This window comes from Companilactobacillus nuruki (genome assembly GCF_002872255.1).
Taxonomy (GTDB): domain Bacteria; phylum Bacillota; class Bacilli; order Lactobacillales; family Lactobacillaceae; genus Companilactobacillus; species Companilactobacillus nuruki.
In genome coordinates this window covers 69,004-93,091 of record NZ_NIPR01000004.1, presented here as the reverse complement: position 1 = coordinate 93,091, position 24,088 = coordinate 69,004, and the positions used below count along the sequence as shown (strand labels likewise).

Here is a 24,088-nt window from a genome sequence, read left to right as displayed (position 1 = left end):
ATTCTCCTGATTAAATTTGGAACTAGATAAAGTGTACACAAGTACACTCAGGAATGGAAATATTATTTCCAATTTTGGTTAGAATTCCCTTGTTAGGATTACGCTTGAAGATTGATAGGTCATCTGAATCTTGGTTAGGAACAACAACATATTTTTCGGATGGATCAAGATCAAAGTCTCTAGGTCCTTTACCATTTGTAGAAACGGTATTTAATTTCTTTAGACGATCACCATTTTTATCGACGCTGAAGGTGACAATTGTATCAGCACCACGGGTTGAAGCATATAAGAATTTACCATCTTTACTGATACGAATGGCGGCTGTAGTATTTTTTTGTTCATCTTTAGCAGCATCAACTTCGTCGACAAGCGTTAAACCGGCCGTTTGAGCATTGTATTCCATTACAAGTATCTTAGATGCTAATTCACATGCAACGTATACATAAGGCTTTGTAGGGTTAAATACTAAGTGTCTAGGAGCATACCCAGCAGGAGCAATATAATTATTCATTAGTTTTGGCTTTTGAGGGTCCTCAATATCGTAAATGTAAATACGATCGGCACCATAATCACAAATAATTAATTTTCCATCAGGAGTTAAGGCACTAAAGTGAGGCTTTGATTGATCTTGTTCAACACGGGGACCATGTCCTTCAAACCTTACCTCAGAATAATGTTCAATTTTTCCTTCATCAGTTAGATGATCGATTTTGACTTTACTTAAATGGAAATAAGCACTAAAAATCAAATTACGACTAGCATCGAATTTGACGTATGAAGGTGATGTTTCTTCTGAATAATCTTCGTCCAATAATTTAGGAGTGTCACCGTTAATATCATAGATGACGATACCACCACGATCATCCTTCTTTGCTAAAGCAATTAATTTCAGGTCGTTGGTAACATCGATATAAGTTGGACCATTTAGTTCAACTAAAACCTCTGGTGTTGTCAATTCACCATTGTCAGAATTAAAGTCGGCTTTATAAACGCCTTTTCCGGCTTTTTTTGTATAACCACTAAAGAGAACCTTTTCAATCATTAGAATTCCTCCAAATAATGTATAGTATTATAATATACAGTATAATCTTAGTAGAGAAAATTTGGGGGACAATAAATGAAAGAAACATCGGATAGAAAAAAAACTTGGTTTTATAAATGGTTTCTTAATAATCAATTGACCGTGGTTTTAATTAATGTATTTTTAGTATTTTTAATTATTTTTCTATTTTCCAAGATCAGCTTTGTTTTTAAACCAATAAATCAAATACTTGGCATAACGATGCCACCAGTTATTTTGGCGTTGGTATTATATTATCTGATCAATCCATTGATTAACGTTTTAGAGAACAAATTTCATGTAAATCGAATTATTTCTATTACGTTTGTTTTTATTATTATTTTGGCATTATTGATTTGGGGCGTTATGTCATTGATTCCCTTTGTCCAAAGCCAAGTTGATTCACTAATCAAAAACTGGCCTCAGTATTGGGACTCTTTGAACAGTAGCCTTCAAAATATGTTTTCTGATCCTAAGTTGCACATATTTAGAGAACGTTTGGTTGAAACAAATGCAAGTGTAACTAAGAGTTTTGAAAAATCAATGGATCAAATCTTACCACAAACAATGAATAATATTAGTTCAGCAGTAAGTGTATTAACTAATGTTGTTGTTATTTTAATGACAGCGCCGTTCATTTTGTTTTTCATGCTGAAGGATGATAAGAAGTTTAAGGAATCAGTCATTAAGTTTATGCCTGATCGTGTTAAAAAGTCAGTCGGTGATATGCTTTCTGAAATAAGTCAATCACTTAGTTCATATATAACGGGACAGTTAACGGTAGCGTTTTGGGTTGCCGTAATGTTCTTTGTCGGCTACTTGATCATAGGGCAACGTTATGCTCTGATATTAGGGATTGTTGCTGGTATTTTGAATTTGATCCCTTATATTGGTTCAACGTTGGCCTTGGTTCCATCACTTGTTATTGCTGCATTTATTGCACCATCAATGGTGTTGAAAGTTTTGATCGTATTTGCAGTTGAACAAACAGTTGAGACACGTGTTATCTCCCCAATAATCGTCGGTAATAAAATGCAGATGCATCCTGTAACAACAATTCTTGTTTTGCTAGTTTCGGCTGGAATGTATGGACTAGTGGGAATGATTGCAGGTATTCCAATTTTTGCCATTTTGAAAATTATTTTTACTAGAATGTTTAACTGGTTCAAGCGAAATTCTAGCTGGTATAGTGAAGAAGAGCTTTTAGAGAGCGGCGAAGATGAAGAAGAAACGGATGACACAGATACTTCGGAGAAAATTCACAAATAATTCAAAAATATATTGTCTAGACCGGGTATATCGTATATAATATTCCTTGAGTTTTGTGGTTATTTGTTTTTCTCAGAAGCGATTTTGACAAAAGCAAGTAAACGAGAGGCTATACTAGCGCATGTCCTTGCTGTGGTTATCACCGAGGGTATGCGCTTTTTTGTTAAAGGAGATAAATAATGACTAACCATATTGCATTATATGAACCATTAATGCCTGCAAATACTGGTAATATTGCTAGAACTTGTGCAGGAACCAATACCAAATTGCATTTAATTCGTCCATTAGGATTTAGTACTGATGACTCTCATATGAAACGTGCTGGTTTAGATTATTGGGAAAAAGTTGATATTACTTATCATGATAATTTGGATGATTTCTTAAAATCTGTTCCAGACGATAAGTATTTATATTTAATTACTAAATTCTCTGATAAGGTTTATAGTGATCAAGACTTTAGCGATACATCGGTAGATCACTACTTCTTGTTCGGGAAAGAAACAACTGGTTTGCCAGAGGATTTTATGCGTCGTAATCCTGATAAATGTTTGAGAATTCCTATGAGCGATAATATTCGTGCCTTGAATTTATCTAACAGTGCAGCTTTGGTTATTTATGAGGCCGTTCGTCAACAAAACTTTGCTGGATTAGAATTAAGCCATCATTATGAACACGATAAATTAGATTAGGGGTTATTATTATGAAAATTAATAAAGGTGCAGTAACAGTTCAATCATTTCATTATGATATAGAATCACCGAGTGCCGATGTAAAAACTGATTTAAATATTCAAATTGAACATCCTGATTTGAAGGGGGAAGATGGTCAACCGATTAATGAAGATGAAGGAAAAATTTTTCAAGTTGTTGTTCCTTTTGAAATTCATGTTCAAGATGCTCCCTTTAAAGTATCTGGATTAATCGGTCAGGTTGTTCAACCTGTCGGCTATCACGACGAAATTGAGGATCTTGATGCTAAGCAAGTTCAACAATTATCAAGACCGGTGGTTGAATATATTGAGACCTTAACTTATCAAATAACTAGTGTTACATTGAATCATGGTGTTTCTTTAAACTTTACTAATAAACCTGAAATTAAACCTAATGATGCAATGAATGATTTAAAGAAACATGAAGATAAATAAACAGTCCAGTAGGGCTGTTTTTTTTAACGTTCAAAAAAGGTATAATTTTAGATGATTAATTTTTAAATTCACGTGAGGTACTTATGGTAAGAAAAAAGGCAACTACAAAGCCTAGAAAGAGAAAAAGAACCGTTGATAATTCACGACTTATTAGATCGTTATTGAGTTTGTTGTGGATTATTTTGTCGATTTTAGGGTTATTTAAATTCGGATTGGTCGGTAAAACCTTCGATAATCTATATCGGATTTTTGTGGGGGATAGTTATCCAGTTTTACTACTTATCAGTATTTTTGTAGCGGCGGTGATTTTTGCTAGTGGACATCCGCCCCTTATGAAACTAAAACGAAACTTTGGATTTATCTTTATATATCTAGGTGTATTAATAATTTTGCATAGCATATTCTTTTCGAGTATGTCGCTTTATCACAACTATAATCTTGTTACATGGAACACATTAGCTGCTGACATAACACAAGTATCAGTTGATGGATCTGTCGGCGGAGGGATGATTGGCTCGTATTTGTATAGTTTCTTTATGCCAATGTTCTCCACAGTAGGAACTTATTTTGTGACGGCGTTATTAATTATTATTGGTGTATTGATGGTCTTTAATGTGACTATGCATCAAATGTCGGTCATTATGGCTGATATATTGATACGTTTTAAGGGATGGATTATTAAGATAAAAGATGGTTTGTCAGGCCATTATAATAACTATGTTGATCAAAAGAATAATAATGAAACTAAAACGTCGACGCAATCCCCAGTAATGGAGAATCCAGAACCTGAAGAAAAGAATAGTACAGCTAATGTTGATGATGGTTTGAAGTATAAAACACCAAATGATGATTTTCCTAAATATGTTCCAGATGAGACGGAATCATCATCTGTTTCAGCTAATGAAGATATGGCTGCCAGTGCTGAAATTGAAAATGAACCATCTGGGATGGGCGATGGTGGTAAAGATTTACCAACACCAATAAGTTCAAGAAAAACTAATAATTCCAATGGTGAGGGTTATCAATTGCCAGGAGTTGATCTTTTGAAACAGGTAACTCAAGCGGATCAAACGTCCGAGGTTCGACTAATTGATGAGAATAAGGAAAAATTACGTCAAACATTTAAAAGTTTTGGTGTTGATGTTGAGGTTAAGAATGCTAGTTTGGGTCCAACAATTACTAAATATGAAGTTCAACCTGCAGTTGGAGTTAAGGTAAGTAAGATTGTTAACCTAGCTGATGACTTGGCTTTGGCTTTGGCTGCAAAAGATATTCGTATTGAAGCTCCTATTCCAGGCAAACCATTTGTCGGGATTGAGGTTCCTAATAAAACCATTTCAACAGTTTCATTTAGGGATATTACTGAGCATCAAAAGGATAAAACGAATCCTTTAGTTGTCCCATTAGGTAAAGATGTTTCTGGTAATATCATTGAAGCTAATATTACTAAAATGCCCCATCTATTAATTGCAGGTTCGACTGGTAGTGGTAAGTCAGTTGCTATCAATACAATTATTACAGGAATTTTAATGAAGGCTCAACCAGATGAGGTGAAATTGATCTTAATTGATCCTAAGATGGTTGAGTTGAATGTTTATAACGGTATACCGCAATTGCTGATTCCAGTTGTTACCGATGCTAGAAGAGCCGCTGGTGCCTTGCAGAAGGCGGTTAAAGAGATGGAACGCCGTTATAAACTATTTGCGGAAACCAGTCACCGTAATATAGGTGAATACAATGATGATGTTGATAAGTTTAATGAAACGGCCAGTGATGAAGATAAAATGGAGCGTCTGCCTTATATCGTTGTTATTGTTGATGAGTTATCCGATTTAATGATGGTAGCTGGGCATGAAGTAGAAGCAGCAATTGTTCGTCTAGCTCAAATGGCTCGTGCAGCTGGTTTGCATATTATTATTGCAACTCAGCGTCCATCGGTAGATGTTATTACAGGGCTTATCAAAGCTAATATTCCTTCTAGAATTGCTTTTGCGGTTTCAAGTGGTGTTGACTCCAGAACCATCTTGGATGCTGTCGGAGCTGAAAAATTACTTGGACGTGGCGATATGTTATTCCAGCCAATTGGGAAGAGCAAACCAGTTAGATTACAGGGAGCCTATATTTCTGAATCTGAGGTTGAGAATGTCGTTAAATTCGTAAGTAATCAACAAGAAGCCGATTATGATGAAGATATGATCCCGACTGATATTGATGATGGCAATTCTGATAGTGGTGATAAACCAGAGGATGAATATTGGGACGATGCAGTTGACTTAATCGTTAATCAACAATCAGCAAGTGTATCAATGCTTCAAAGAAGATTTGCCATTGGATATAATCGAGCTGCAAGAATGGTTGACGAAATGGAAAATAAGGGTATCGTGGGACCTTCAGAGGGTAGTAAGCCGAGAAAGGTTTTAATCACACCCGAACAATTAGAAACAATTAAGAAAAATCAGGTGAAAAATTGAGAAAAACATTAGCAAAGAATATTTTCTTAAATATTAATCCCATCAAAAAATTTCGTACAATAAAAATTCAAATAGATTTTTTACGTCCGTTAAATAAAGAAGAAACTACCAGTCGCCGTTTATTGGCTAATGTTATGTCCAATTCAACTGCTGATTATCCTAGTTTTCGGGCGATAAATGATCGTGAAATGGAATTATATGGTTCAGAAATAAATGTTTTCACACGTAATTTGTTAAATTTTAATGATTTAGCTTTCAGTGTTGAATTCGCTGATCCTAATTTTCTAATTGATGGACAGGATCAGTTAAAAGATAACTTAGAGCTTTTGGGTGAAATTATTTTTAAGCCTAACTTGTCTGGAAATAAATTCGATGAAACAGCTTTTGAAACTGAAAAAAGAAACTTAATGTCAAATTTAGTTTCAATTCAAGATAATCAAGATTTGGTTAGTACCTTAGGATTAGCTAAACTGATTTATCGGGATAATCCCAATCGACAAATACCAATTTTTGGAAATATTGAGCAATTAAATGATTTGACTAATGAGAAACTTTTACAAACTTATTATGACGTTATAAAAAACGATACGATTGTTATCAATGTGGTTGGAAACGTCGATGAGAATGAATTTTTTGAAGAATTGAAAAATAGTGATTTTTATAATCAAATGAATAATGATCGTAATGATTTACAAATTGAATTTGATAAATTTGAAGAATTAGTTAAGAGCCCTGTAAATCAAACTGATCACAAACATTTGAATCAGAGTCGAATTGCTTTAGCCTATGCAACTGAGGGTGTTTCTAAGAAATACAATCGTTTGGCACCACAGATCATGAACTTGATTTTGGGTGGTGATGATCAGTCACAATTGTTCCAGCAAGTTCGTGAGAAGAATAGTTTGGCTTATTCAGTTTCAAGTACTTATCAACCACTTAATCATCTAGTAATGATTCAGGCTGGACTTGATGCTGATTCGATTGATAAAGCTTTAGAATTAATTAATCAACAAATTGATTTTATTAAACATGGTAAATTTACTGATGCACAGATTGATCATGCTCAAAAGGTCATGTTAACACGCCGTAAAATTTCAACTGATTCGATTCAGTATTATATAATGCAAAGCATTTGGGAAACTGTTTATCCAAAGACCTTATTGACAGACCAGCAATTTCAAGCTGAATTAGAAAGTTTGGATCGTGAACATATTGCTAGTGTAGCGGATAATATGCACTCAATTGCACAATATCAGTTGATTGGAGATTAGGATGACGGAAAAACTAGAGAAACAAACAAAAAAATTGGATAATGGTCTACAAATCAGCGTTGTGCCAATGGCAGGTTTTAATCAAGTCTATGGTTTAGCCATGACAAATTTTGGATCGGTTGATACTAAAACTAAAAATGGTCTGTTGCCGTCTGGGATAGCCCATTTTATTGAACATAAATTATTTGCCAAACCGGAATATGATGTTTCCGAGAAGTTTGCTAAGTATGGCGCTAATTCTAATGCCTATACCAGCTATACTAAAACAGCTTACTTATTTCAGACTCTTGATAATCCTTATGATAATTTGAAGATTCTTTTAGATTTAGTTCAGAATCCATATTTCACTGATAAAAATGTGGCTTCTGAACGTGGGATTATTGATCAAGAAATTCAAATGTACTTGGATATGCCCGAATGGGTTTTGGAACAAAGAATTTTGGGTCAACTATATCCTAATGATCCAATTGCTGAAGATATTGCTGGTTCAAGTGCTTCTTTGCAACAGATAAATCGTAATAATCTTTTAGAAACTTATCATCAAAATTATCGACCTGATAATATGGATTTGGTTTTAGTTGGTGATGTTGATTTTGAAAAAGTTGAAAATATTGTTGAAGAATCTGATTTTCGTCCAATAGAGACACCAATAGAAAAAGTATTTAATGAATTTGCACCGATTGGTCAAGGTGGTCAAGAGAATATGGATATTAGCCAGGCCCGTTCAGCTTATGGAATTCGAATAGATACTAAAATGACTGGCTATGGTTTGGTTAAGAAACAATTTGAATTGAATATGATAATGGAAACTTTAATTGGCGAATCTTCTAAGAATTATCAAGAGATGAGTAAATTAAATATAATTGATGATAGTTTTTCTTATAATGTTGTTGCAGAAAACAACTATTGTTTTATCATTATTAGTGGGTCAACTAATAATCCTGAACAATTTCAAGAATATTTACGTTCTCATCTTTCATATGAATCCTTAAAGAAGGTTTTGTCTGATACAAAATTTGAAAGAATTAAGCGTGATGCGATCGGGTCATATCTATTTGCTCAAAATTCGCCTGAGGCGATTGCTAATCAAATGGCAGAGCTATATTTTTATGATGTCGACTACCTACAATTAATTCACATGATTGATTCAATAAAGAAAGACGATGTATTGGAAATATCAGCGAAGTTCTTAAAAGATAATAATTGCACCTATTACAATCTTTTACCAAGTAGGAAGTAAGACATGTATGCATTAGTTATGGGAAGTTCTGGAGATATCGGAACAAGTAGTGCAAAAAAACTAGCCCAAAAGGGGTGGTCTTTATATCTGCACTATAATCGAAATCAAGAGCGAATTGAAAAGCTGCGAACGGAACTTGTGGAGAAGTATCCTGAACAAGATTTCATACCAATCAAGTTTGATATGGAGCATGATAAAGTTGAAGATTTGGTCGAACAAATATTTGCTTTAGATGCAGTAGTTTTTGCTCAGGGAAATACATATTACAAGTTATTTGTTGATATTTCTGAAGAAGAAATTGATTCTTTATGGAATATTCATGTCAAATTACCAATGTTGATACTGAAACAATTGCAGGGGAAATTGGCCAAGACGCATCATGGACGAATTGTTTTTATTGGTTCTATCTATGGAAAAATTGGCTCAGCCATGGAAGTAGTTTACAGTACAGTAAAAGGAGCAATGTCTTCTTTTGCAGATTCATATGCTAAAGAGGTAGCTTCTCTTGGAATATCTGTTAATGTTGTTGCGCCTGGTGCTGTGAATACTAAAATGAATACACAGGAATTTTCTAGTGAAGATTTAGAAAATGTTAAGGATGAAATACCGGCTGATAGGTTGGCAAATCCTGATGAGATAGCTGATTTAGTCAGTTATCTAGTTAATATTGAATCAAATTATTTAACGGGACAAACGATTTATTTTGCTGGTGGCTGGTTGTTATAAGGTCGCTAGTAGTTGGATAATAATATATGTTATACTTAGAAAAATTAGTTAATTGGTGGTAAATAATGGACGAAATTGGCCAAAAGTTAAGAAATGCACGTATCAAAAAAGGATACACAATTGATGATTTACAACAAATCACAAAAATTCAAAAAAGATATCTAATTGCTATTGAAGAAGGTCAATTTGATCATCTTCCTGGTGATTTTTATGTCAGAGCTTTTATCAAACAATATTCTGATGCTGTCGGAATGTCTAGCGATGACTTATTAGAAGAATATAAGGCTGAGATTCCTAATTCTCAACCAACTCAAGAGGCTAAACCAGAAGAAACTAAGACTCGTTCAATCAAGGAAGAGTCAAATTCTTTCTTTTCTAATTTGGGTAACTATATTCCTCAAATTATTGTAGGTATTGTCGTTCTTGTTATTATTGGTGTAATAGCTTTTGGAATGGTTCACCGTAATCAAAATGCTTCAAGTGTGACGATTCCAAAGGATAATACAACACAAACAACTAAAAAAACGACCAAAAAGACTACGATTAAGAAAACAACTACTAAGGCAAAAAAGAGTACTAGTTCTGAACTTACAGTTAAAGAATCAAGTACTGAGGGTACTTATACAATCACTAATGCTCCTTCAAGTGGCTTAAAAGTAGTTGTTGAAGGAAGTGGCGGTCAAGCTTGGGTTCAATTTAGCGAAGGTTCAAATACGACATGGCAACAGGCTTTGAGTGCTGATGAAAAGAAGTCAACTACTGTACCTAGTGATACAACAACATTTAGTATTCAAACTGGTAATGTAACGAATACTAAGATCACAATTGACGGCAAGGATGTTGATTTATCTAAGTCTCAAAGTGGTAGCACTATCGTTAAGACTTTGACGTTTAATATTGAAAAATAAAATAATGGTGTCTAATTCTTTTTAGGGTGGGCACCATTATTTTGTTAGAAAAATTATGTAATTTTTGGAGGATATTTTAATGGTTTGGAATGTACCAAATAAATTAACAATGCTAAGGATAATTCTGATTCCAATATTTATTATTTTATTGGCATTTAATTGGACCAATTTAGGAGATATTTATGTTGCTAATGATTTGATACCTATGAATCATGTTTTAGCAACAGTCGTGTTTATCATAGCATCGTTGACAGACTTACTTGATGGTAAAATAGCCCGTAAATATAATTTAGTATCTAATTTTGGTAAGTTTGCGGATACACTAGCCGATAAGATGTTAGTCATGACAGCTTTCATCTTCTTAGTAAGTTTCAAAATGGCTCCAGCCTGGGTAGTAGCTATCATTGTTTGTCGTGAATTGGCAGTTACTGGTCTTAGAACAATCGTTCTTGAGGTTGGTGGTAAAGTTATGGCTGCTCAAATGCCTGGGAAAATCAAAACAACCACACAAATGTTAGCAATTATTTTCTTATTAATGCATAATATTTTCTTCTCTGCTATTAATATACCTATTGGTGAAATTTTCTTGTATATCTGTTTAATCTTCACTATTTATTCTGGTGCTGATTATTTTTATCAAAGTAGAGAAATTTTCAAATCATAATACGTAATTTGAAAGAGAGAGCAATGAAAAGTAAAGTAGCTGAAATTTTTAAGACAATTGAAAAAGATAATTTTGAAAATGGATTACCAACTGAATATTCCGGCTTTCCTGAACAAACAGTTGATTTGTTGAAAAAATCGCAATTAAAGATTACAGCAGCAGAAAGTTTAACAGCTGGTTTGTTTCAAGCTACAATAGCTGCTATACCAGGTGCTTCTAATATTTTTGATGGCGGATTTGTAACTTATTCTGATGAGGTTAAGGTACAAGTTTTGGGAATGAATCCAAATTTGATCACTCAATATACTGTTGTCAGTGCTCCAGTTGCACAGGCAATGGCTGAATTATCGGCTCAAAAATTATCGGCTGACATTGGAGTTGGTTTTACCGGTGTAGCTGGTCCTGACCCACTAGAAGGTAATCCAGTTGGTACAGTCTTCATAAGTGCTTATAACAAGAAAAATAACGAAGAGATAGTTAAAGAATTTCATTTTTCTGGCACACGTCAGGCAATTCGTGAAAAATCGGTTCTTTGTGGATTTGCTCTCGTTCAAGAAATTATATAACGAACAAACATTTGTTCGCTTTTTTCTTGCTTTTTTTACTAATTACTAATAATATAACTAATGATGAATGCATTAGGAGGAAATCAATTTGGCAAAAGATGAACGTCAAAAGGCTTTAGACGTGGCCTTAAAAAAGATTGAAAAGGATTTTGGTAAGGGTGCCATTATGAGAATGGGTGATGATTTGAACACACAGATCTCAACTGTTTCTAGTGGTTCATTAGCTCTTGACAATGCTTTAGGTGTCGGTGGATTTCCACGTGGAAGAATTGTTGAAATCTATGGACCTGAAAGTTCTGGTAAAACAACTGTGGCTTTGCATGCTGTTGCTGAGGTACAAAAACAAGGTGGTACTGCTGCATATATAGATGCTGAAAATGCTATGGACCCGGCATATGCTACTGCCCTAGGCGTTAATATTGATGACCTATTGCTATCACAACCTGATACCGGTGAACAAGGTTTAGAGATTGCTGATGCTTTGGTATCCAGTGGTGCCGTTGATATTGTTGTTGTTGATTCTGTCGCCGCTTTGGTTCCACGTGCTGAAATTGAGGGTGACATGGGTGATTCACATGTTGGTTTACAAGCTAGACTAATGTCACAAGCTTTACGTAAGCTTTCTGGATCTATCAATAAGACCAAAACAATTGCACTTTTCATTAATCAGATTCGTGAAAAGGTTGGTATTATGTTTGGTAATCCTGAAACAACACCTGGTGGTCGTGCGTTGAAGTTTTATTCAACAATTAGACTTGAGGTTCGCCGTGCCGAACAAATTAAAGATGGTACTGATGTGATCGGTAACCGTACTAAGATTAAAGTTGTTAAGAACAAGGTTGCACCTCCATTTAAGATTGCCCTTGTTGATATTATGTATGGACATGGTATTTCTCAGACTGGTGAATTAGTCGATATGGCTGTCGATAAGGATATTATTGATAAATCTGGTTCGTGGTATTCATACGGTGATGAAAGAATTGGTCAAGGTAGAGAAAATGCTAAGACCTATTTGGCTGAGAATCCTGAAAAAATGGAAGAAATTAAGAAAAAAGTTCGTGATGCTTATGGAATGGATGGAAAACCAGAAGAAGAAAAAACTGGTGAAGATTCGGATCAAACTGAAGCTAAAGAAGACGAAAAAAATCTTGATTTGAACCTAGATTCAGATAAAAAAGAAAAAAATTAAATAAAAAGAGGCCTTAATGGTCTCTTTTTTAGTTTTATTTGGTTGACAGGTCATATTTATTCTATAATATTAAGTTGTATGTAAATAATCTGTAACATTCAAAATTTTTACAAACAAACTTTTTTAAAAAGCAAACATGGAGGTAATAGCATGTATCATATGTATCCTGCTATCATAACCTTCTCTTTCGCTGTAGTAGCATTAATCGTAGGTATACTCTTTGGATATGCATTCTGTAAGGATGCTTACGAGAAAAAACTTTCACAAGCAAAACAAACTGCTGAGGATATTGTCTCAGACGCTGAAAAGGCCGCTAAGTCCCTTAAAAAGGAAAAACTACTTGAGGCAAAAGATGAAGTTCATCGTTATCGTGAGAAACAAGAAGATGAATTGAAAGAACGTCGTAGAGAAATTCAGAAACAAGAAAATCGTGTTCTGGAAAGACAAGATATTTTGGATAAAAAAGACCAATCGCTTGAAAAGCGTGAGGAAAATATCGAAAATAACGAGAACAATATTTCAGCCAGACAACATAAACTTGATGAAAAAGATAAACAATTGACTGATACTCTTAAAGAACAGCAAGCGGAGCTGGTAAGAGTAAGTAACTTAACTCGGGAACAAGCAAGAAAAATTATTCTTGGCAAGTTGAATAAAGAATTAGTTCATGAACGTGCTGAGATGATTAAAGAAAGTGATGAACAAGCAAAGCAAAAGGCTGAAAAAGACGCTAAAGCTTTGATTGTTGCTGCTATTCAAAGAAGTGCAGCTGATACTGTTTCAGAATCAACTGTTACTACTGTTACATTGCCTAATGAAGATATGAAGGGGAGAATTATTGGTCGAGAGGGTAGAAATATCCGTACCATTGAAGCGCTTACGGGTGTCGATTTGATTATTGATGATACTCCTGAAGCAGTCGCATTAAGTGCATACGATCCGGTCAGACGTGAGATTGCTCGAATGGCCTTGGAAAAACTGATTGAAGATGGCCGTATCCATCCAGCTCGCATTGAAGAGATGGTCGATAAGTCTAGAAAAGAAATGGACGACCATATTCGTGAGACTGGTGAGCAGACTATTTATAGTTTGGGTATCAGTTCAGTAAATCCAGATTTAATTAAAATTATTGGACGTATGCAATATCGTACGAGTTACGGTCAAAATGTTTTGAATCACTCAATAGAGGTAGCTAAATTATCCGCTGTAATGGCTGCTGAATTGGGTGAAGATGTTATGCTAGCAAAACGAGCAGGTTTATTACACGATATCGGTAAAGCTATCGATCGTGAGGTTGATGGATCACACGTAGAAATAGGTGTAGATATCGCAACCAAGTATAAAGAACCAGAAGTAGTTGTTAATACAATTGCTTCACATCATGGGGATGTGGAACCAACATCACTTATTGCAACGATTGTCGCAGCGGCTGATGCTATTTCAGCATCACGTCCTGGAGCTAGATCAGAATCAATGGAAAATTATATCCATAGACTTGAAAAGCTCGAAGAAATCGCTGATAAACATGAAGGTGTTGATCATAGTTATGCAATTCAGGCAGGTCATGAAATTCGCGTTATGGTAAAACCAGAACAGATTTCTGATGACCAAGCCGCAATTTTGGCTCGTGATATGAAAGGTGAGATTGAAGAGAACCTTGAATATCCTGGACATATTAAAGTTACAGTTGTCCGTGAAGTTAGAAAAGTTGAATTAGCAAAATAATTATCAAGGGGTGTGTCTTTAGATACGCTCTTTTTTAATTTCTTTTTGGATTGAGCCTTAGATATTGTATAATTGTTCTATTAATGGAAAGTGAGTTTTTCTAAATATGTCGGGTATGTTTAGTGTAATAGTAAAATTATTTTTAACAATGATAGTATCGGCTGCGATAACTCCCTTTGTAGTTAAGCTAGCTTATATTTTGGGAGCGGTTGATAAACCTAACGCACGTCGTGTAAATATAAAGCCGATGCCTACAATGGGCGGCTTGGCTATCTTTCTTGCATTTAACTTTTCAACGTTTGTCTTATTACGTGAACAGTTCCCAACGCATGAGTTATTCAGTGTTTTTTTGGCTGAATGTATTATCATTTTGACGGGAATCATTGATGATATTCGAGAATTGTCTCCTAAGGCTAAATTGGCCGGTATATTGGCTGCTGCTTTAGTGATATATTTCTTAGCAGGTATTAGGATGAATCAGGTTACCTTACCAATTATTGGATCATTTGAACTTGGTTGGTGGAGTTTACCGATAACAATAATTTGGGTCATTGCGATTACAAATGCAGTTAATTTGATTGATGGATTGGATGGATTGGCGACAGGTGTTTCGATCATTGCGTTGTTCACTATGGGAGTTATGGCCTATTTCTTCCTCAATTTGACTAATGTTTATGTTGCTATTTGGATTTTCGTTTTGGTGGCAGCCCTAGTAGGGTTCTTACCACATAACTTTCATCCAGCTAGTATTTTTCTAGGTGATACAGGATCACTATTTATTGGATTTATGATGGCTGTGTTTTCTCTAAAGGGTTTAAAGAACGTTACTTTTATTACTTTATTGATGCCAGTAGTAATAATGGGTGTTCCAATTACTGATACTGTTTATGCTATTTTAAGACGATTATTGAATAAGAAACCAATCATGCAGGCGGATAAGCATCATTTACATCATCGTTTGATGCAACTTGGTTTGTCACATCGACAAACTGTATTAGTGATTTATGGTTTGTCATTAGTATTTGCCTTTATTTCAATGCTTTATCCACTGTCAACATTATGGGGAAGCGTATTATTGACGATTGGGGTCTTTATTGGTTTGGAGCTATTTATTGAATCAATCGGTTTACTTGGAGACAATCGACAACCGCTCCTCAAAGCTATCCAGAAATTTGTTAAACGATTAGAAAAGAAAGATTAAGCAAGTGCCGTTATAGCGCCTGCTTTTTTTGTCCCTAGAGACAATTCTACAGTTTCCAGAGACCGAATCTATTGAGTTCTACATTTGTGGGATGGTATACATTTATTTAAACCTTTTAAATTATGTTTGAGGAGAGACGAAATGGAATTAAATGAGCAATTGAAGAAATATCGTAAGCAAGAAGGATTAACTCAAAAAGATTTGGCATTGAGATTAAATGTTTCGGATAAAACGATTTCTAGTTGGGAAACAGGAAGAACTTATCCTGATATTTCTTTATTGATAAATTTGAGTTCCATTTTGAAGATTTCCTTAGACGAGTTTTTAAAGGGAGATAGTGAAACTGTGGAAAAAATTGATAAAGATTTAAAATTGAAGAAAGTTTATAAATTGTGGTTGTTTGTCATCTTGTCAGTTTTGGTATTGATTGGTGGGAGTTATGTCTTTTTCTCTAATTATCAATATCAAAATGAATGGATTGACCGTTTTAATCCACTAATGTCTACTAAAATTGGCTATGCGGCAATACCTACGGAGAAGACAGCGATTGAATCCGATTATTCAAATGTCCTGAGGGATTCTAAAACTAAAAAGTATACAAAAGCTTTAGGAATACCTTTCAGAAATATGGTAGTAACAGATGATGCTTGGGGAAATTCTTCATTTTTAACATTTCAGGGTGGTTTGGCACCGAATAATAAACCATTTGCGATGGTCGAACATCGGGGACTCTACGTATCACGGATTAACTTTGTTGATTGGGAATCCATTCCAAACTCAATTCGTAATAATATGTATGAAGATTACGCTGATTATCGAGGTATGTATGAGGAATATCAAGATAGCAAAAAGAATCTTCCAAAGGGAATTAGGGATAATTCGAATATTTTTATAATGCATAATTACAAATATTGAAAAATAAATAAGCCATCCTGATTAAATTTAAAATCAGGATGGCTTATATAGTATGTTAATTAGCTTCAATAGGAACCTGTTTATAAGTTTTTTTTGTTTCCACAATTCTGATTTGATTCTGAAACAAATCTTTGATGTTTTGAACAGCTTTATCGACAGTTTTCAAATCTAAGAATATTTGACATTTAATATCTGCCGCAAATTGTTTATCTTCCAAAATAATTTTTTCATTTTTGGCATAGTTTTCAAATCTATCGAACATATGATAAGGGATAGTTAGTTCAAAGCCCTGTTGAATACGATTCTCAACCAAACCTATTGATTTAACAGCCTCAGCAGTAGTTGATGAATAAGCTCTGATTAACCCACCCGCGCCGAGTTTTATACCGCCAAAGTAACGGGTGACAACAACTGTAACGTTTTGCATTTCCTGTTGTTGTAAAACATTTAGAATTGGTGATCCAGCAGTTCCACTAGGTTCCCCATCATCAGACATTCTCTCAATCAAGACATTTTCCATAACGATAAAGGCTGTGCAATTGTGGGTAGCGCCAGACTCTTGATCCCTTATCTGCTGGATAAAGTCTTTTGCTTCGGCTTCAGAGTTAGTTTGGGCAATATGAGCAATAAATCTCGATTTTTTGATTTCCTTTTCATAACTCCCCGACTGAGCAATAGTTTTATAATTTTTCAAAAACATTCTCCTTTGCGTAATTTTTAGTATGACAAATATAAATGAGTATTTAGGTGGACGTATTTTTAATATTACTGAGTTAGATACAATGGTTTTAAATGAATTACAGAATTGTGGTTCGAAAATCTTTGAGGCCACGTTTAAGAAAAATGATAAACTATTTTGTCGACGTTGCCTAATGGAACTACCTAAGTTACCGATTAAATTGCAATACTGTCGGCAATGTATCAACTTAGGAAAAATCCAGTCAACGGATAAACTATTAATTTCCTCGACAAACGTCAAATATCCCATTCAGAACAATTATTTGTATTGGAATGGTCAATTGACCTCTAATCAGAAGAGAGGTGTTAGAGAGCTTATAAAGGCCTTTGAGAACAAGCAGGACCATTTAATTTGGGCTGTAACTGGAGCTGGTAAAACCGAAATGATTTTTCCTTTGATTGAACAAGTCTTGCAAAAAGGTAGGCGAATAGCAATTTGTTCACCAAGGGTAGATGTTTGTATTGAATTATTTCCTAGAATACAAAAGGTATTTCCTAACACGACGTTAGGATTATTCCATGGGAAGAGTGACGAAAAATATCATTTGACTCAGATAATGTTATCAACAGTCCATCAATTAGTGCGATTTGAAGATGCATTCGATGTTTTAGTAATTGATGAGGTTGATTCATATCCGTTAGCTGGTAATAGGATGCTACACAAAGCAATCAAGAAAGCTAAGAAAAAGTCAGGTATGATCGTCTATTTATCGGCAACGCCTCCAAAAGAATTATTGATGAGGGTTAATAAGGGACAAATATCTATTACTAGACTATATCAAAGATTTCATGGACATCCGCTGCCAGAGCCTTATTGCCATTTACTTTTTAGAAAAATTGAACTATGGGGAATAAACCCTATTCTAAAAATACATCTCGATAAATTAATTAAAAATAATCAGCGCTTTATGTTATTTTTTCCACAAATTCCAATGATGAAATCATTTGCTAAAAAATTAAAGAAGGTATATCCCTCATTGACTTTTGTTGACGTTAGTTCTAAAGATGAATTGAGATTAGAAAAGGTTCAACAATTTCGTGAGAAGAATGTCCAGGCAATATTAACGACGACTATTTTGGAACGTGGTGTTACTTTTAAAAAAATAACAGTGATAGTTTTAGAGGCACAGGCAAAGGAATTCTCTAAAACAGCATTAATTCAGATAGCGGGTAGGGCTGGTAGAGGGAAAGATTCCTTTGATGATGAAGTACATTTTTATTATCGTTATTATAATCAACAAATCCGTAAAGCTTGTTGGGAGATCAACTATCTAAATCGGCAGGCTAAAAGATGAAATGTTTAAACTGTGGTAATTCAATAACAAATAATTTAAAAATAAAAGAGATATTTTTATTTAAAAAAATTATTCCGGATTATATATGTCAATTATGTCGTAGTCAGTTGATACCATTGAAAAATAAAAACAATTGTTTAAGGTGTTATAAGCCAAATGTTTCTGGTATTTGCTCAGATTGTCAAATTTGGGAGCAGAAGTATCAAATAATTAATTGCCATCAAGCTTTGTTTGAGTATAATCAGTTCATACACAGCTACTTCAAGCTGTATAAACGATATGGGGATGTCTTGTTAGCTAAGTTATTTTTTAAAGACATAATGAGCTGGTCTAAACAAAATCAATTTGATGTGGTTACTTATATTCCATCTAGTCAAAGCCATCAACGGCTTCGAGGATTCGATCCGGTCCTTGAATTGTATAAAGATATCTTCGATTTACAATTACTTTTGGTGAAAGTAGATGCCGATAAGCCTCAGGCACAAAAAGATCGTCAGGAGCGATTACAAACTCCACAAACATTTTCGGCGTTGCCAGAAATTAATAGGTTGTCAAAAAATCAGAGTATTTTGATTTTGGATGATATTTATACAACGGGAAGAACTTTGATGTATGCTCATGATATATTTTGGGAGTCAGGATTTAAAAATATTTCAACGTTTTCATTATCTAGCTGATGGAAACGTTGTCATATTGGCCTGAGAATATTATAATTGCATTAAAGAGATGTAAGAACACTCTTTAATTTCCTATCGTCGGAAGGAGAGATTATTATGTTAACTATTAATGTACGTGGTGAAAATATCGAAGTAACTTCATCAATTCGCGAATATGTCGAAAAAAGAATTTCTAAAATGGAGAAATACTTTAGCGATGAAAGTAATCCAATTGCTCATGTAAACTTGAAAACATACCCTTCAAAAGGTACAAAGGTTGAAGTAACAATTCCATTGCCATATATTACATTGAGGGCTGAAGAGTTAAATGATGACTTGTATGCCGGAATTGATCTTGTTGTTGATAAACTTGAAAGACAGGTCAAGAAATTCAAGACTCGTGTAAATCGTAAGAGTCGTGAAGGTGGCAGTCTAAAGGATATTCCTTTGGATGATGTAACATCTGAGGATACAGATGATGATAAATCAGAAATTGTTAGAACAAAGCGTCTATCATTAAAACCAATGGATGCTGAAGAAGCAGTTCTACAAATGGAAATGTTAGGTCATGAGTTCTTTATCTTTGAAGATTCAGAAACTAATGGGGCCAGCATCGTATACAAACGTAATGATGGTAAGTATGGTTTGATTGAAACAAACGAATAAAAATAATTTTAAAGCTGAGACATTTAGTGTCTCAGCTTTTTTGTGCTCTAAAATTACAAATTGTAAAGCATTCTTAACACAAAGTTTAGAGAAATGGTGTATCATTGTAACTCTGAAAGTCTGTTTAATTGATATTAAGTTTAAAAGTTTAAAAAAAAATGCTACTATTAAGAGTATGTTTATAACACTTAGGAGAGATATATTAATATGGCAAATCCACTAAGAAAATGGGTCGAAAGCGACAAAAGAGAAGTCAAACGTATGGGCAAGATTGCCGATAAGATTGAAAGTTACGCTGATGCTTACAGCAAACTTTCTGACGAAGAACTTCAAGCTAAGACTCCTGAATTTAAAGAGAGACTAGCAAAGGGTGAAACATTAGATGATATTTTACCTGAAGCATTTGCTACAGCTCGTGAAGGTGCTAAAAGAGTCCTTGGACTTTATCCATTTAGAGTGCAATTGATTGGTGGTATTACTTTACATGAAGGTAATATTGCTGAAATGAAAACTGGTGAAGGTAAAACTTTAACCGCTACATTACCTGTTTATTTGAATGCTTTGGCTGGCAAGGGTGTTCATGTTGTTACAGTTAATGAATATTTGTCTGGTCGTGATGCTAAACAAATGGGTGAGCTATACAATTGGTTAGGATTGAGTGTTGGTTTAAATATCAACAGTATGGATTCTGAAGAAAAACGTGCAGCTTATAATTGTGACATTACTTATTCAACTAATAGTGAATTAGGATTCGATTATTTGCGTGATAACATGGTTGTTTATAAAGAACAAATGGTACAGCGTCCGTTACACTATGCGATTGTTGATGAGGTCGATTCAATTTTGATTGATGAGGCTAGAACTCCTTTGATCATTTCAGGTGCTGCCGAAAAATCAACTGCAATGTATGTTCGTGCAGATCGTTTTGCCAAAACACTTGAAAAGGATGATTACAAGATTGATTGGCCAACTAAGTCAATTAGTTTAACTGAAACAGGTATTAGAAAAGCTGAAGATTACTTTGGCTTAGATAACCTTTACGATATTGATAATACTGTTTTAAACCACCATTTGGATCAAGCTTTGCGTGCTAACTACATCATGAGTTTAAATATTGATTATGTTGTACAAGAAGGCGAAGTTAAGATTGTCGATCAATTTACTGGTCGTGTTATGGATGGTCGTCGTTATTCCGATGGATTGCACCAAGCTATTGAAGCTAAAGAGGGTGTAGAAATTCAGGATGAAACTAAGACCATGGCTAATATCACGTACCAAAACTTCTTCCGTATGTATGACAAGTTATCAGGTATGACTGGTACAGCTAAGACCGAAGCTGAAGAATTTAGAGAAATTTACAACATGGAAGTTATTTCAATTCCTACAAATAAGCCAGTTATTCGTGAAGATAAAGAAGATGTTCTTTATCCAACGTTAAAGAGTAAGTTTGCGGCAGTTGTTAAGGATATTAAAGAACGTCATGCTAAGGGCCAACCATTATTGGTTGGTACAGTTGCTGTTGAATCTTCTGAATACCTATCTAAACTATTAGATCAAGAAGGTATTCCTCATGCTGTTCTTAATGCTAAGAACCATGCTAAAGAAGCTGAAATTGTTATGAATGCTGGTCAACGTGGTGCCGTAACTATTGCTACTAACATGGCTGGTCGTGGTACCGATATTAAACTTGGACCTGGTGTTACAGATCTTGGTGGTTTATGTGTTCTAGGTACAGAACGTCATGAATCACGTCGTATTGATAATCAGCTTCGTGGACGTTCAGGACGTCAAGGTGATCCAGGTGTGACACAATTTTACATGTCACTGGAAGATGACTTGATGAAACGTTTTGGTTCAGAACGTATCAAACGTGTTCTTAAAGCCTTGAAGATTGAAGATGATGATGCTGTCATTCAAAGTCGTATGATGACGAGACAAGTTGAGTCAGCTCAAAAACGTGTAGAAGGTAATAACTATGATACACGTAAGAACACTCTTCAATATGATGATGTTATGCGTGAACAACGTGAGGTTATTTATAAGGAACGAATGGAAGTCATCAATGAAGACAAGGACTTAGATCGTGTCTTGCTTCCAATGATGGAACGTACTATCAAAGCACAAGTTGATGTACATACACAAGGTAAACAAGAAGATTGGGAACTAGAAGCAATTGCTGATTTTGCTAAGGCTGCCTTAGTTGGCGATAAGGAAATGAGTGTAGTTGATTTACAACTGAAAACTCAGGATGAGATCGTCAAATACTTGATGGACTTTGTTCATAATAACTATGAAGAAAAGAAACAACAGCTTGGCGATCCTTCACAAATGCTAGAATTTGAAAAAGTTGTTATACTTAGAGTTGTTGATGAACATTGGACTGATCATATCGATGCTATGGATCAACTACGCCAATCAATTGGACTACGTGGTTATGGTCAATTGAATCCTTTGGTTGAGTATCAAGAAGAAGGATATCGTATGTTTGAAGAAATGGTTTCTGATATTGAGTATGATGTTACAAGACTATTCATGAAGGCCGAAATCAGACAAAATATGGAAAGATAAAAGCGGGCCTATGGCCTGCTTTTTTTATAAGGGTGATTTTATGGAATTTGGAGAAATTAAAAATAATATTTCTGAAATGGAAGACAAAATAAAGCAGTTCAGGGGGTCTCTTTGACTTAGAAGGTCTTGAAGAAAATATTGCTGAAAATGAAAGTAGAATGACCGAGAATGGTTTTTGGGATAATCATGAGAAGGCTCAAAAGCTAATTGATGAGACGAATGATTTAAAGGATAAATATGATAATTTCAAATCATTGAGTGAAGGTTTGGAGAATTTACAAGTTCTAGTTGAGCTTTATCAAGAAGATCCTGAAGAAGAATTGATGCAGCAAATGGAAGATGATTCAGCCAAATTAGCCGATAAGTTACGTTCATATGAGTTGATGATGTTATTGTCGGAACCTTACGATTCTAACAATGCTATTTTGGAAATTCATCCAGGCGCTGGAGGTACTGAATCGCAAGATTGGGGTTCAATGTTGCTAAGAATGTACCAAAGATGGGCTGACCAACATGGATTTTCGGTTGAGATAGAAGATTATCAACCTGGAGATGAGGCCGGAATTAAGAGTGTATCAATAATGATAACTGGAAAAAACGCATATGGTTTATTGCGATCGGAGCGTGGAGTTCATCGTTTAGTTAGGATTTCGCCATTTGATTCGGCAGGCCGTAGACATACATCGTTTGCATCAATTGATGTTATGCCCGAACTTGATGACAGTATCAATGTGGAAATTAACGATGATGATTTGAGAGTTGATGTCTTCCGTTCATCTGGGGCGGGTGGACAACATATTAATAAGACATCTTCAGCAGTAAGAATTACTCACTTACCTACAGGAATCGTCGTTAGTTCTCAAGCCCAAAGATCACAATTACAAAATCGTGAAACGGCTATGAATATGTTGAAGGCTAAACTCTTCCAGCGTGAACAGGAAGAACAAGCCAAAAAGCATGCTGAAATTCAAGGTGAACAATTGGATATTGGTTGGGGATCTCAGATTCGTTCGTATGTTTTTCATCCATATACAATGGTCAAAGATCATCGATCAAACTATTCAACTAGCAATGGTCAAGCCGTTATGGATGGCGATTTAGATCCATTTATTTATGCTTATCTTCAATGGAAATTGCAAGGAGCCAAATAATGAAGAAAAAAATCTTAGTTGTCGATGATGAACCCTCAATTTTAGAATTGATCGAATATAATTTGGAAAGCAATGATTATCAGGTCTTTACCGCTACTGATGGTCAGATGGCTTTTGAAAAAGTCAGCAGAAATGAATTCGATTTAATGCTTTTGGATCAGATGTTACCTAAACTTAGTGGTCTGGAAGTATTGAAAAAGATGCGTATGTCAGGTAATTTGACTCCCGTTATATTTTTAACTGCGGTTGATTCTGAGGATAATAAGATTGAAGGCCTAATCAGTGGAGCTGACGATTATGTCACTAAACCCTTTAGTATTAAGGAGTTGTTAGCTAGAATTGAAGTGGTTCTGAGAAGAACAACACATCAGGGTAATGAAAAAAGCTTTCAACTAAATACCGATGTAAAGGGTTTGGTAATTGATGGTCAGGAAATTAGTTTGACTAAAAAAGAGTATGAGTTATTAGAATTCTTAATCAGGAATAAGGGAATCGTTGTTTCAAGAGAACAGATTTTTGATAATGTTTGGGGAATAAATTCTAATTCCCAAATGCGAATGGTTGATATTCAAATCAGTCATCTCCGTGATAAAATTGAACAGGATACTAAGAACCCACAATTAATAAAAACCGTACACGGATTCGGTTACATCTTAGAGGTATAA

Annotated in this window: 22 protein-coding genes; 20 read left to right on the top strand and 2 right to left on the bottom strand. The window is 34.8% G+C overall.

All coding sequences use genetic code 11. From position 1 onward, the window contains the following. Positions 1 to 22 precede the first annotated feature (22 nt). Entirely contained in the window at positions 23 to 1,042 is a 1,020-nt protein-coding gene (locus CBP76_RS02010) for a lactonase family protein (RefSeq protein ID WP_102195259.1), read from the bottom strand. A 75-nt stretch (positions 1,043 to 1,117) separates the two neighbouring features. Between CBP76_RS02010 and CBP76_RS02005 the strand changes: the two genes are divergently transcribed. The 14 genes from CBP76_RS02005 (at position 1,118) to CBP76_RS01940 (ending at position 16,349) form a co-directional block, all read left to right on the top strand. Continuing rightward, positions 1,118 to 2,329, top strand: a complete 1,212-nt coding sequence (locus tag CBP76_RS02005; protein ID WP_102195258.1) for an AI-2E family transporter — start codon at positions 1,118 to 1,120, stop codon at positions 2,327 to 2,329. A gap of 179 nt (positions 2,330 to 2,508) precedes the next feature. Then, positions 2,509 to 3,018: a tRNA (uridine(34)/cytosine(34)/5-carboxymethylaminomethyluridine(34)-2'-O)-methyltransferase TrmL gene (gene trmL, locus CBP76_RS02000; RefSeq protein ID WP_102195257.1), complete on the top strand. Its 510-nt coding sequence runs from the start codon at positions 2,509 to 2,511 to the stop codon at positions 3,016 to 3,018. 11 nt (positions 3,019 to 3,029) lie between these two features. Continuing rightward, positions 3,030 to 3,473 (top strand): DUF1149 family protein, encoded by a 444-nt coding sequence (locus CBP76_RS01995; protein WP_102195256.1) that lies wholly within the window; start codon positions 3,030 to 3,032, stop codon positions 3,471 to 3,473. A gap of 83 nt (positions 3,474 to 3,556) precedes the next feature. Beyond that, entirely contained in the window at positions 3,557 to 5,944 is a 2,388-nt protein-coding gene (locus CBP76_RS01990) for a DNA translocase FtsK (protein WP_102195255.1), read from the top strand. Beyond that, positions 5,941 to 7,215, top strand: coding sequence for an EF-P 5-aminopentanol modification-associated protein YfmF (yfmF, locus tag CBP76_RS01985; RefSeq protein WP_102195254.1), 1,275 nt, complete (start codon positions 5,941 to 5,943; stop codon positions 7,213 to 7,215). Before CBP76_RS01990 ends, yfmF begins: the two co-directional genes overlap by 4 nt. A gap of 1 nt (position 7,216) precedes the next feature. Next, positions 7,217 to 8,455 (top strand): EF-P 5-aminopentanol modification-associated protein YfmH, encoded by a 1,239-nt coding sequence (gene yfmH, locus CBP76_RS01980; protein WP_102195253.1) that lies wholly within the window; start codon positions 7,217 to 7,219, stop codon positions 8,453 to 8,455. 3 nt (positions 8,456 to 8,458) lie between these two features. Then, positions 8,459 to 9,181: an elongation factor P 5-aminopentanone reductase gene (gene ymfI, locus CBP76_RS01975; protein WP_102195252.1), complete on the top strand. Its 723-nt coding sequence runs from the start codon at positions 8,459 to 8,461 to the stop codon at positions 9,179 to 9,181. A gap of 65 nt (positions 9,182 to 9,246) precedes the next feature. Beyond that, positions 9,247 to 10,089: a helix-turn-helix domain-containing protein gene (locus tag CBP76_RS01970; protein ID WP_102195251.1), complete on the top strand. Its 843-nt coding sequence runs from the start codon at positions 9,247 to 9,249 to the stop codon at positions 10,087 to 10,089. A gap of 79 nt (positions 10,090 to 10,168) precedes the next feature. After that, entirely contained in the window at positions 10,169 to 10,753 is a 585-nt protein-coding gene (gene pgsA / locus CBP76_RS01965) for a CDP-diacylglycerol--glycerol-3-phosphate 3-phosphatidyltransferase (protein WP_102195250.1), read from the top strand. A 23-nt stretch (positions 10,754 to 10,776) separates the two neighbouring features. Beyond that, a complete protein-coding gene (locus CBP76_RS01960) occupies positions 10,777 to 11,319 on the top strand; it encodes a nicotinamide-nucleotide amidohydrolase family protein (protein ID WP_102195249.1) in 543 nt (180 codons plus the stop codon). 88 nt (positions 11,320 to 11,407) lie between these two features. Continuing rightward, positions 11,408 to 12,508: a recombinase RecA gene (gene recA / locus CBP76_RS01955; protein WP_102195248.1), complete on the top strand. Its 1,101-nt coding sequence runs from the start codon at positions 11,408 to 11,410 to the stop codon at positions 12,506 to 12,508. Positions 12,509 to 12,667: 159 nt separating this feature from the next. Then, entirely contained in the window at positions 12,668 to 14,233 is a 1,566-nt protein-coding gene (gene rny, locus CBP76_RS01950) for a ribonuclease Y (protein WP_102195293.1), read from the top strand. 115 nt (positions 14,234 to 14,348) lie between these two features. Beyond that, a complete protein-coding gene (locus CBP76_RS01945) occupies positions 14,349 to 15,434 on the top strand; it encodes a glycosyltransferase family 4 protein (RefSeq protein ID WP_102195292.1) in 1,086 nt (361 codons plus the stop codon). A gap of 141 nt (positions 15,435 to 15,575) precedes the next feature. Beyond that, positions 15,576 to 16,349: a helix-turn-helix domain-containing protein gene (locus CBP76_RS01940; protein ID WP_102195247.1), complete on the top strand. Its 774-nt coding sequence runs from the start codon at positions 15,576 to 15,578 to the stop codon at positions 16,347 to 16,349. 55 nt (positions 16,350 to 16,404) lie between these two features. Here the strand turns inward: CBP76_RS01940 and CBP76_RS01935 are convergent, their stop codons facing one another. Then, entirely contained in the window at positions 16,405 to 17,049 is a 645-nt protein-coding gene (locus CBP76_RS01935; protein WP_245865541.1) for a YigZ family protein, read from the bottom strand. Between the two features lie 22 nt (positions 17,050 to 17,071). On the opposite strand from CBP76_RS01935, the gene CBP76_RS01930 reads away from it, so the two are divergent. From CBP76_RS01930 to CBP76_RS01905, 6 genes are all read left to right on the top strand, one after another. Then, entirely contained in the window at positions 17,072 to 18,382 is a 1,311-nt protein-coding gene (locus CBP76_RS01930) for a DEAD/DEAH box helicase family protein (protein ID WP_102195245.1), read from the top strand. A 290-nt stretch (positions 18,383 to 18,672) separates the two neighbouring features. Next, positions 18,673 to 19,059 (top strand): ComF family protein, encoded by a 387-nt coding sequence (locus CBP76_RS13320; RefSeq protein WP_245865538.1) that lies wholly within the window; start codon positions 18,673 to 18,675, stop codon positions 19,057 to 19,059. Between the two features lie 96 nt (positions 19,060 to 19,155). After that, positions 19,156 to 19,704, top strand: coding sequence for a ribosome hibernation-promoting factor, HPF/YfiA family (gene hpf / locus CBP76_RS01920; RefSeq protein ID WP_102195243.1), 549 nt, complete (start codon positions 19,156 to 19,158; stop codon positions 19,702 to 19,704). A gap of 207 nt (positions 19,705 to 19,911) precedes the next feature. Beyond that, positions 19,912 to 22,272 (top strand): preprotein translocase subunit SecA, encoded by a 2,361-nt coding sequence (gene secA / locus CBP76_RS01915; RefSeq protein WP_102195242.1) that lies wholly within the window; start codon positions 19,912 to 19,914, stop codon positions 22,270 to 22,272. 40 nt (positions 22,273 to 22,312) lie between these two features. Continuing rightward, a protein-coding gene (gene prfB / locus CBP76_RS01910; protein ID WP_102195241.1) for a peptide chain release factor 2 occupies positions 22,313 to 23,423 on the top strand; the annotation gives its coding sequence in 2 pieces (ribosomal slippage) (positions 22,313 to 22,384 and positions 22,386 to 23,423; 1,110 coding nt in all). Further along, positions 23,423 to 24,088 (top strand): response regulator transcription factor, encoded by a 666-nt coding sequence (locus CBP76_RS01905; protein WP_102195240.1) that lies wholly within the window; start codon positions 23,423 to 23,425, stop codon positions 24,086 to 24,088. The genes prfB and CBP76_RS01905 overlap by 1 nt, the downstream gene beginning before the upstream one ends.

Coding starts and splice junctions, on each gene's coding strand:
- CBP76_RS01995 (WP_102195256.1), top strand. CDS start 3,030: ATGAAAATTAATAAAGGTGCAGTAACAGTTCAATCATTTCATTATGAT.
- CBP76_RS01945 (WP_102195292.1), top strand. CDS start 14,349: ATGTTTAGTGTAATAGTAAAATTATTTTTAACAATGATAGTATCGGCT.
- ymfI (WP_102195252.1), top strand. CDS start 8,459: ATGTATGCATTAGTTATGGGAAGTTCTGGAGATATCGGAACAAGTAGT.
- CBP76_RS01970 (WP_102195251.1), top strand. CDS start 9,247: ATGGACGAAATTGGCCAAAAGTTAAGAAATGCACGTATCAAAAAAGGA.
- CBP76_RS01930 (WP_102195245.1), top strand. CDS start 17,072: ATGACAAATATAAATGAGTATTTAGGTGGACGTATTTTTAATATTACT.
- rny (WP_102195293.1), top strand. CDS start 12,668: ATGTATCCTGCTATCATAACCTTCTCTTTCGCTGTAGTAGCATTAATC.
- CBP76_RS01990 (WP_102195255.1), top strand. CDS start 3,557: ATGGTAAGAAAAAAGGCAACTACAAAGCCTAGAAAGAGAAAAAGAACC.
- CBP76_RS01935 (WP_245865541.1), bottom strand. CDS start 17,049: ATGTTTTTGAAAAATTATAAAACTATTGCTCAGTCGGGGAGTTATGAA.
- yfmH (WP_102195253.1), top strand. CDS start 7,217: ATGACGGAAAAACTAGAGAAACAAACAAAAAAATTGGATAATGGTCTA.
- CBP76_RS01960 (WP_102195249.1), top strand. CDS start 10,777: ATGAAAAGTAAAGTAGCTGAAATTTTTAAGACAATTGAAAAAGATAAT.
- trmL (WP_102195257.1), top strand. CDS start 2,509: ATGACTAACCATATTGCATTATATGAACCATTAATGCCTGCAAATACT.
- CBP76_RS02005 (WP_102195258.1), top strand. CDS start 1,118: ATGAAAGAAACATCGGATAGAAAAAAAACTTGGTTTTATAAATGGTTT.
- secA (WP_102195242.1), top strand. CDS start 19,912: ATGGCAAATCCACTAAGAAAATGGGTCGAAAGCGACAAAAGAGAAGTC.
- pgsA (WP_102195250.1), top strand. CDS start 10,169: ATGGTTTGGAATGTACCAAATAAATTAACAATGCTAAGGATAATTCTG.
- CBP76_RS02010 (WP_102195259.1), bottom strand. CDS start 1,042: ATGATTGAAAAGGTTCTCTTTAGTGGTTATACAAAAAAAGCCGGAAAA.
- hpf (WP_102195243.1), top strand. CDS start 19,156: ATGTTAACTATTAATGTACGTGGTGAAAATATCGAAGTAACTTCATCA.
- CBP76_RS01905 (WP_102195240.1), top strand. CDS start 23,423: ATGAAGAAAAAAATCTTAGTTGTCGATGATGAACCCTCAATTTTAGAA.
- CBP76_RS01940 (WP_102195247.1), top strand. CDS start 15,576: ATGGAATTAAATGAGCAATTGAAGAAATATCGTAAGCAAGAAGGATTA.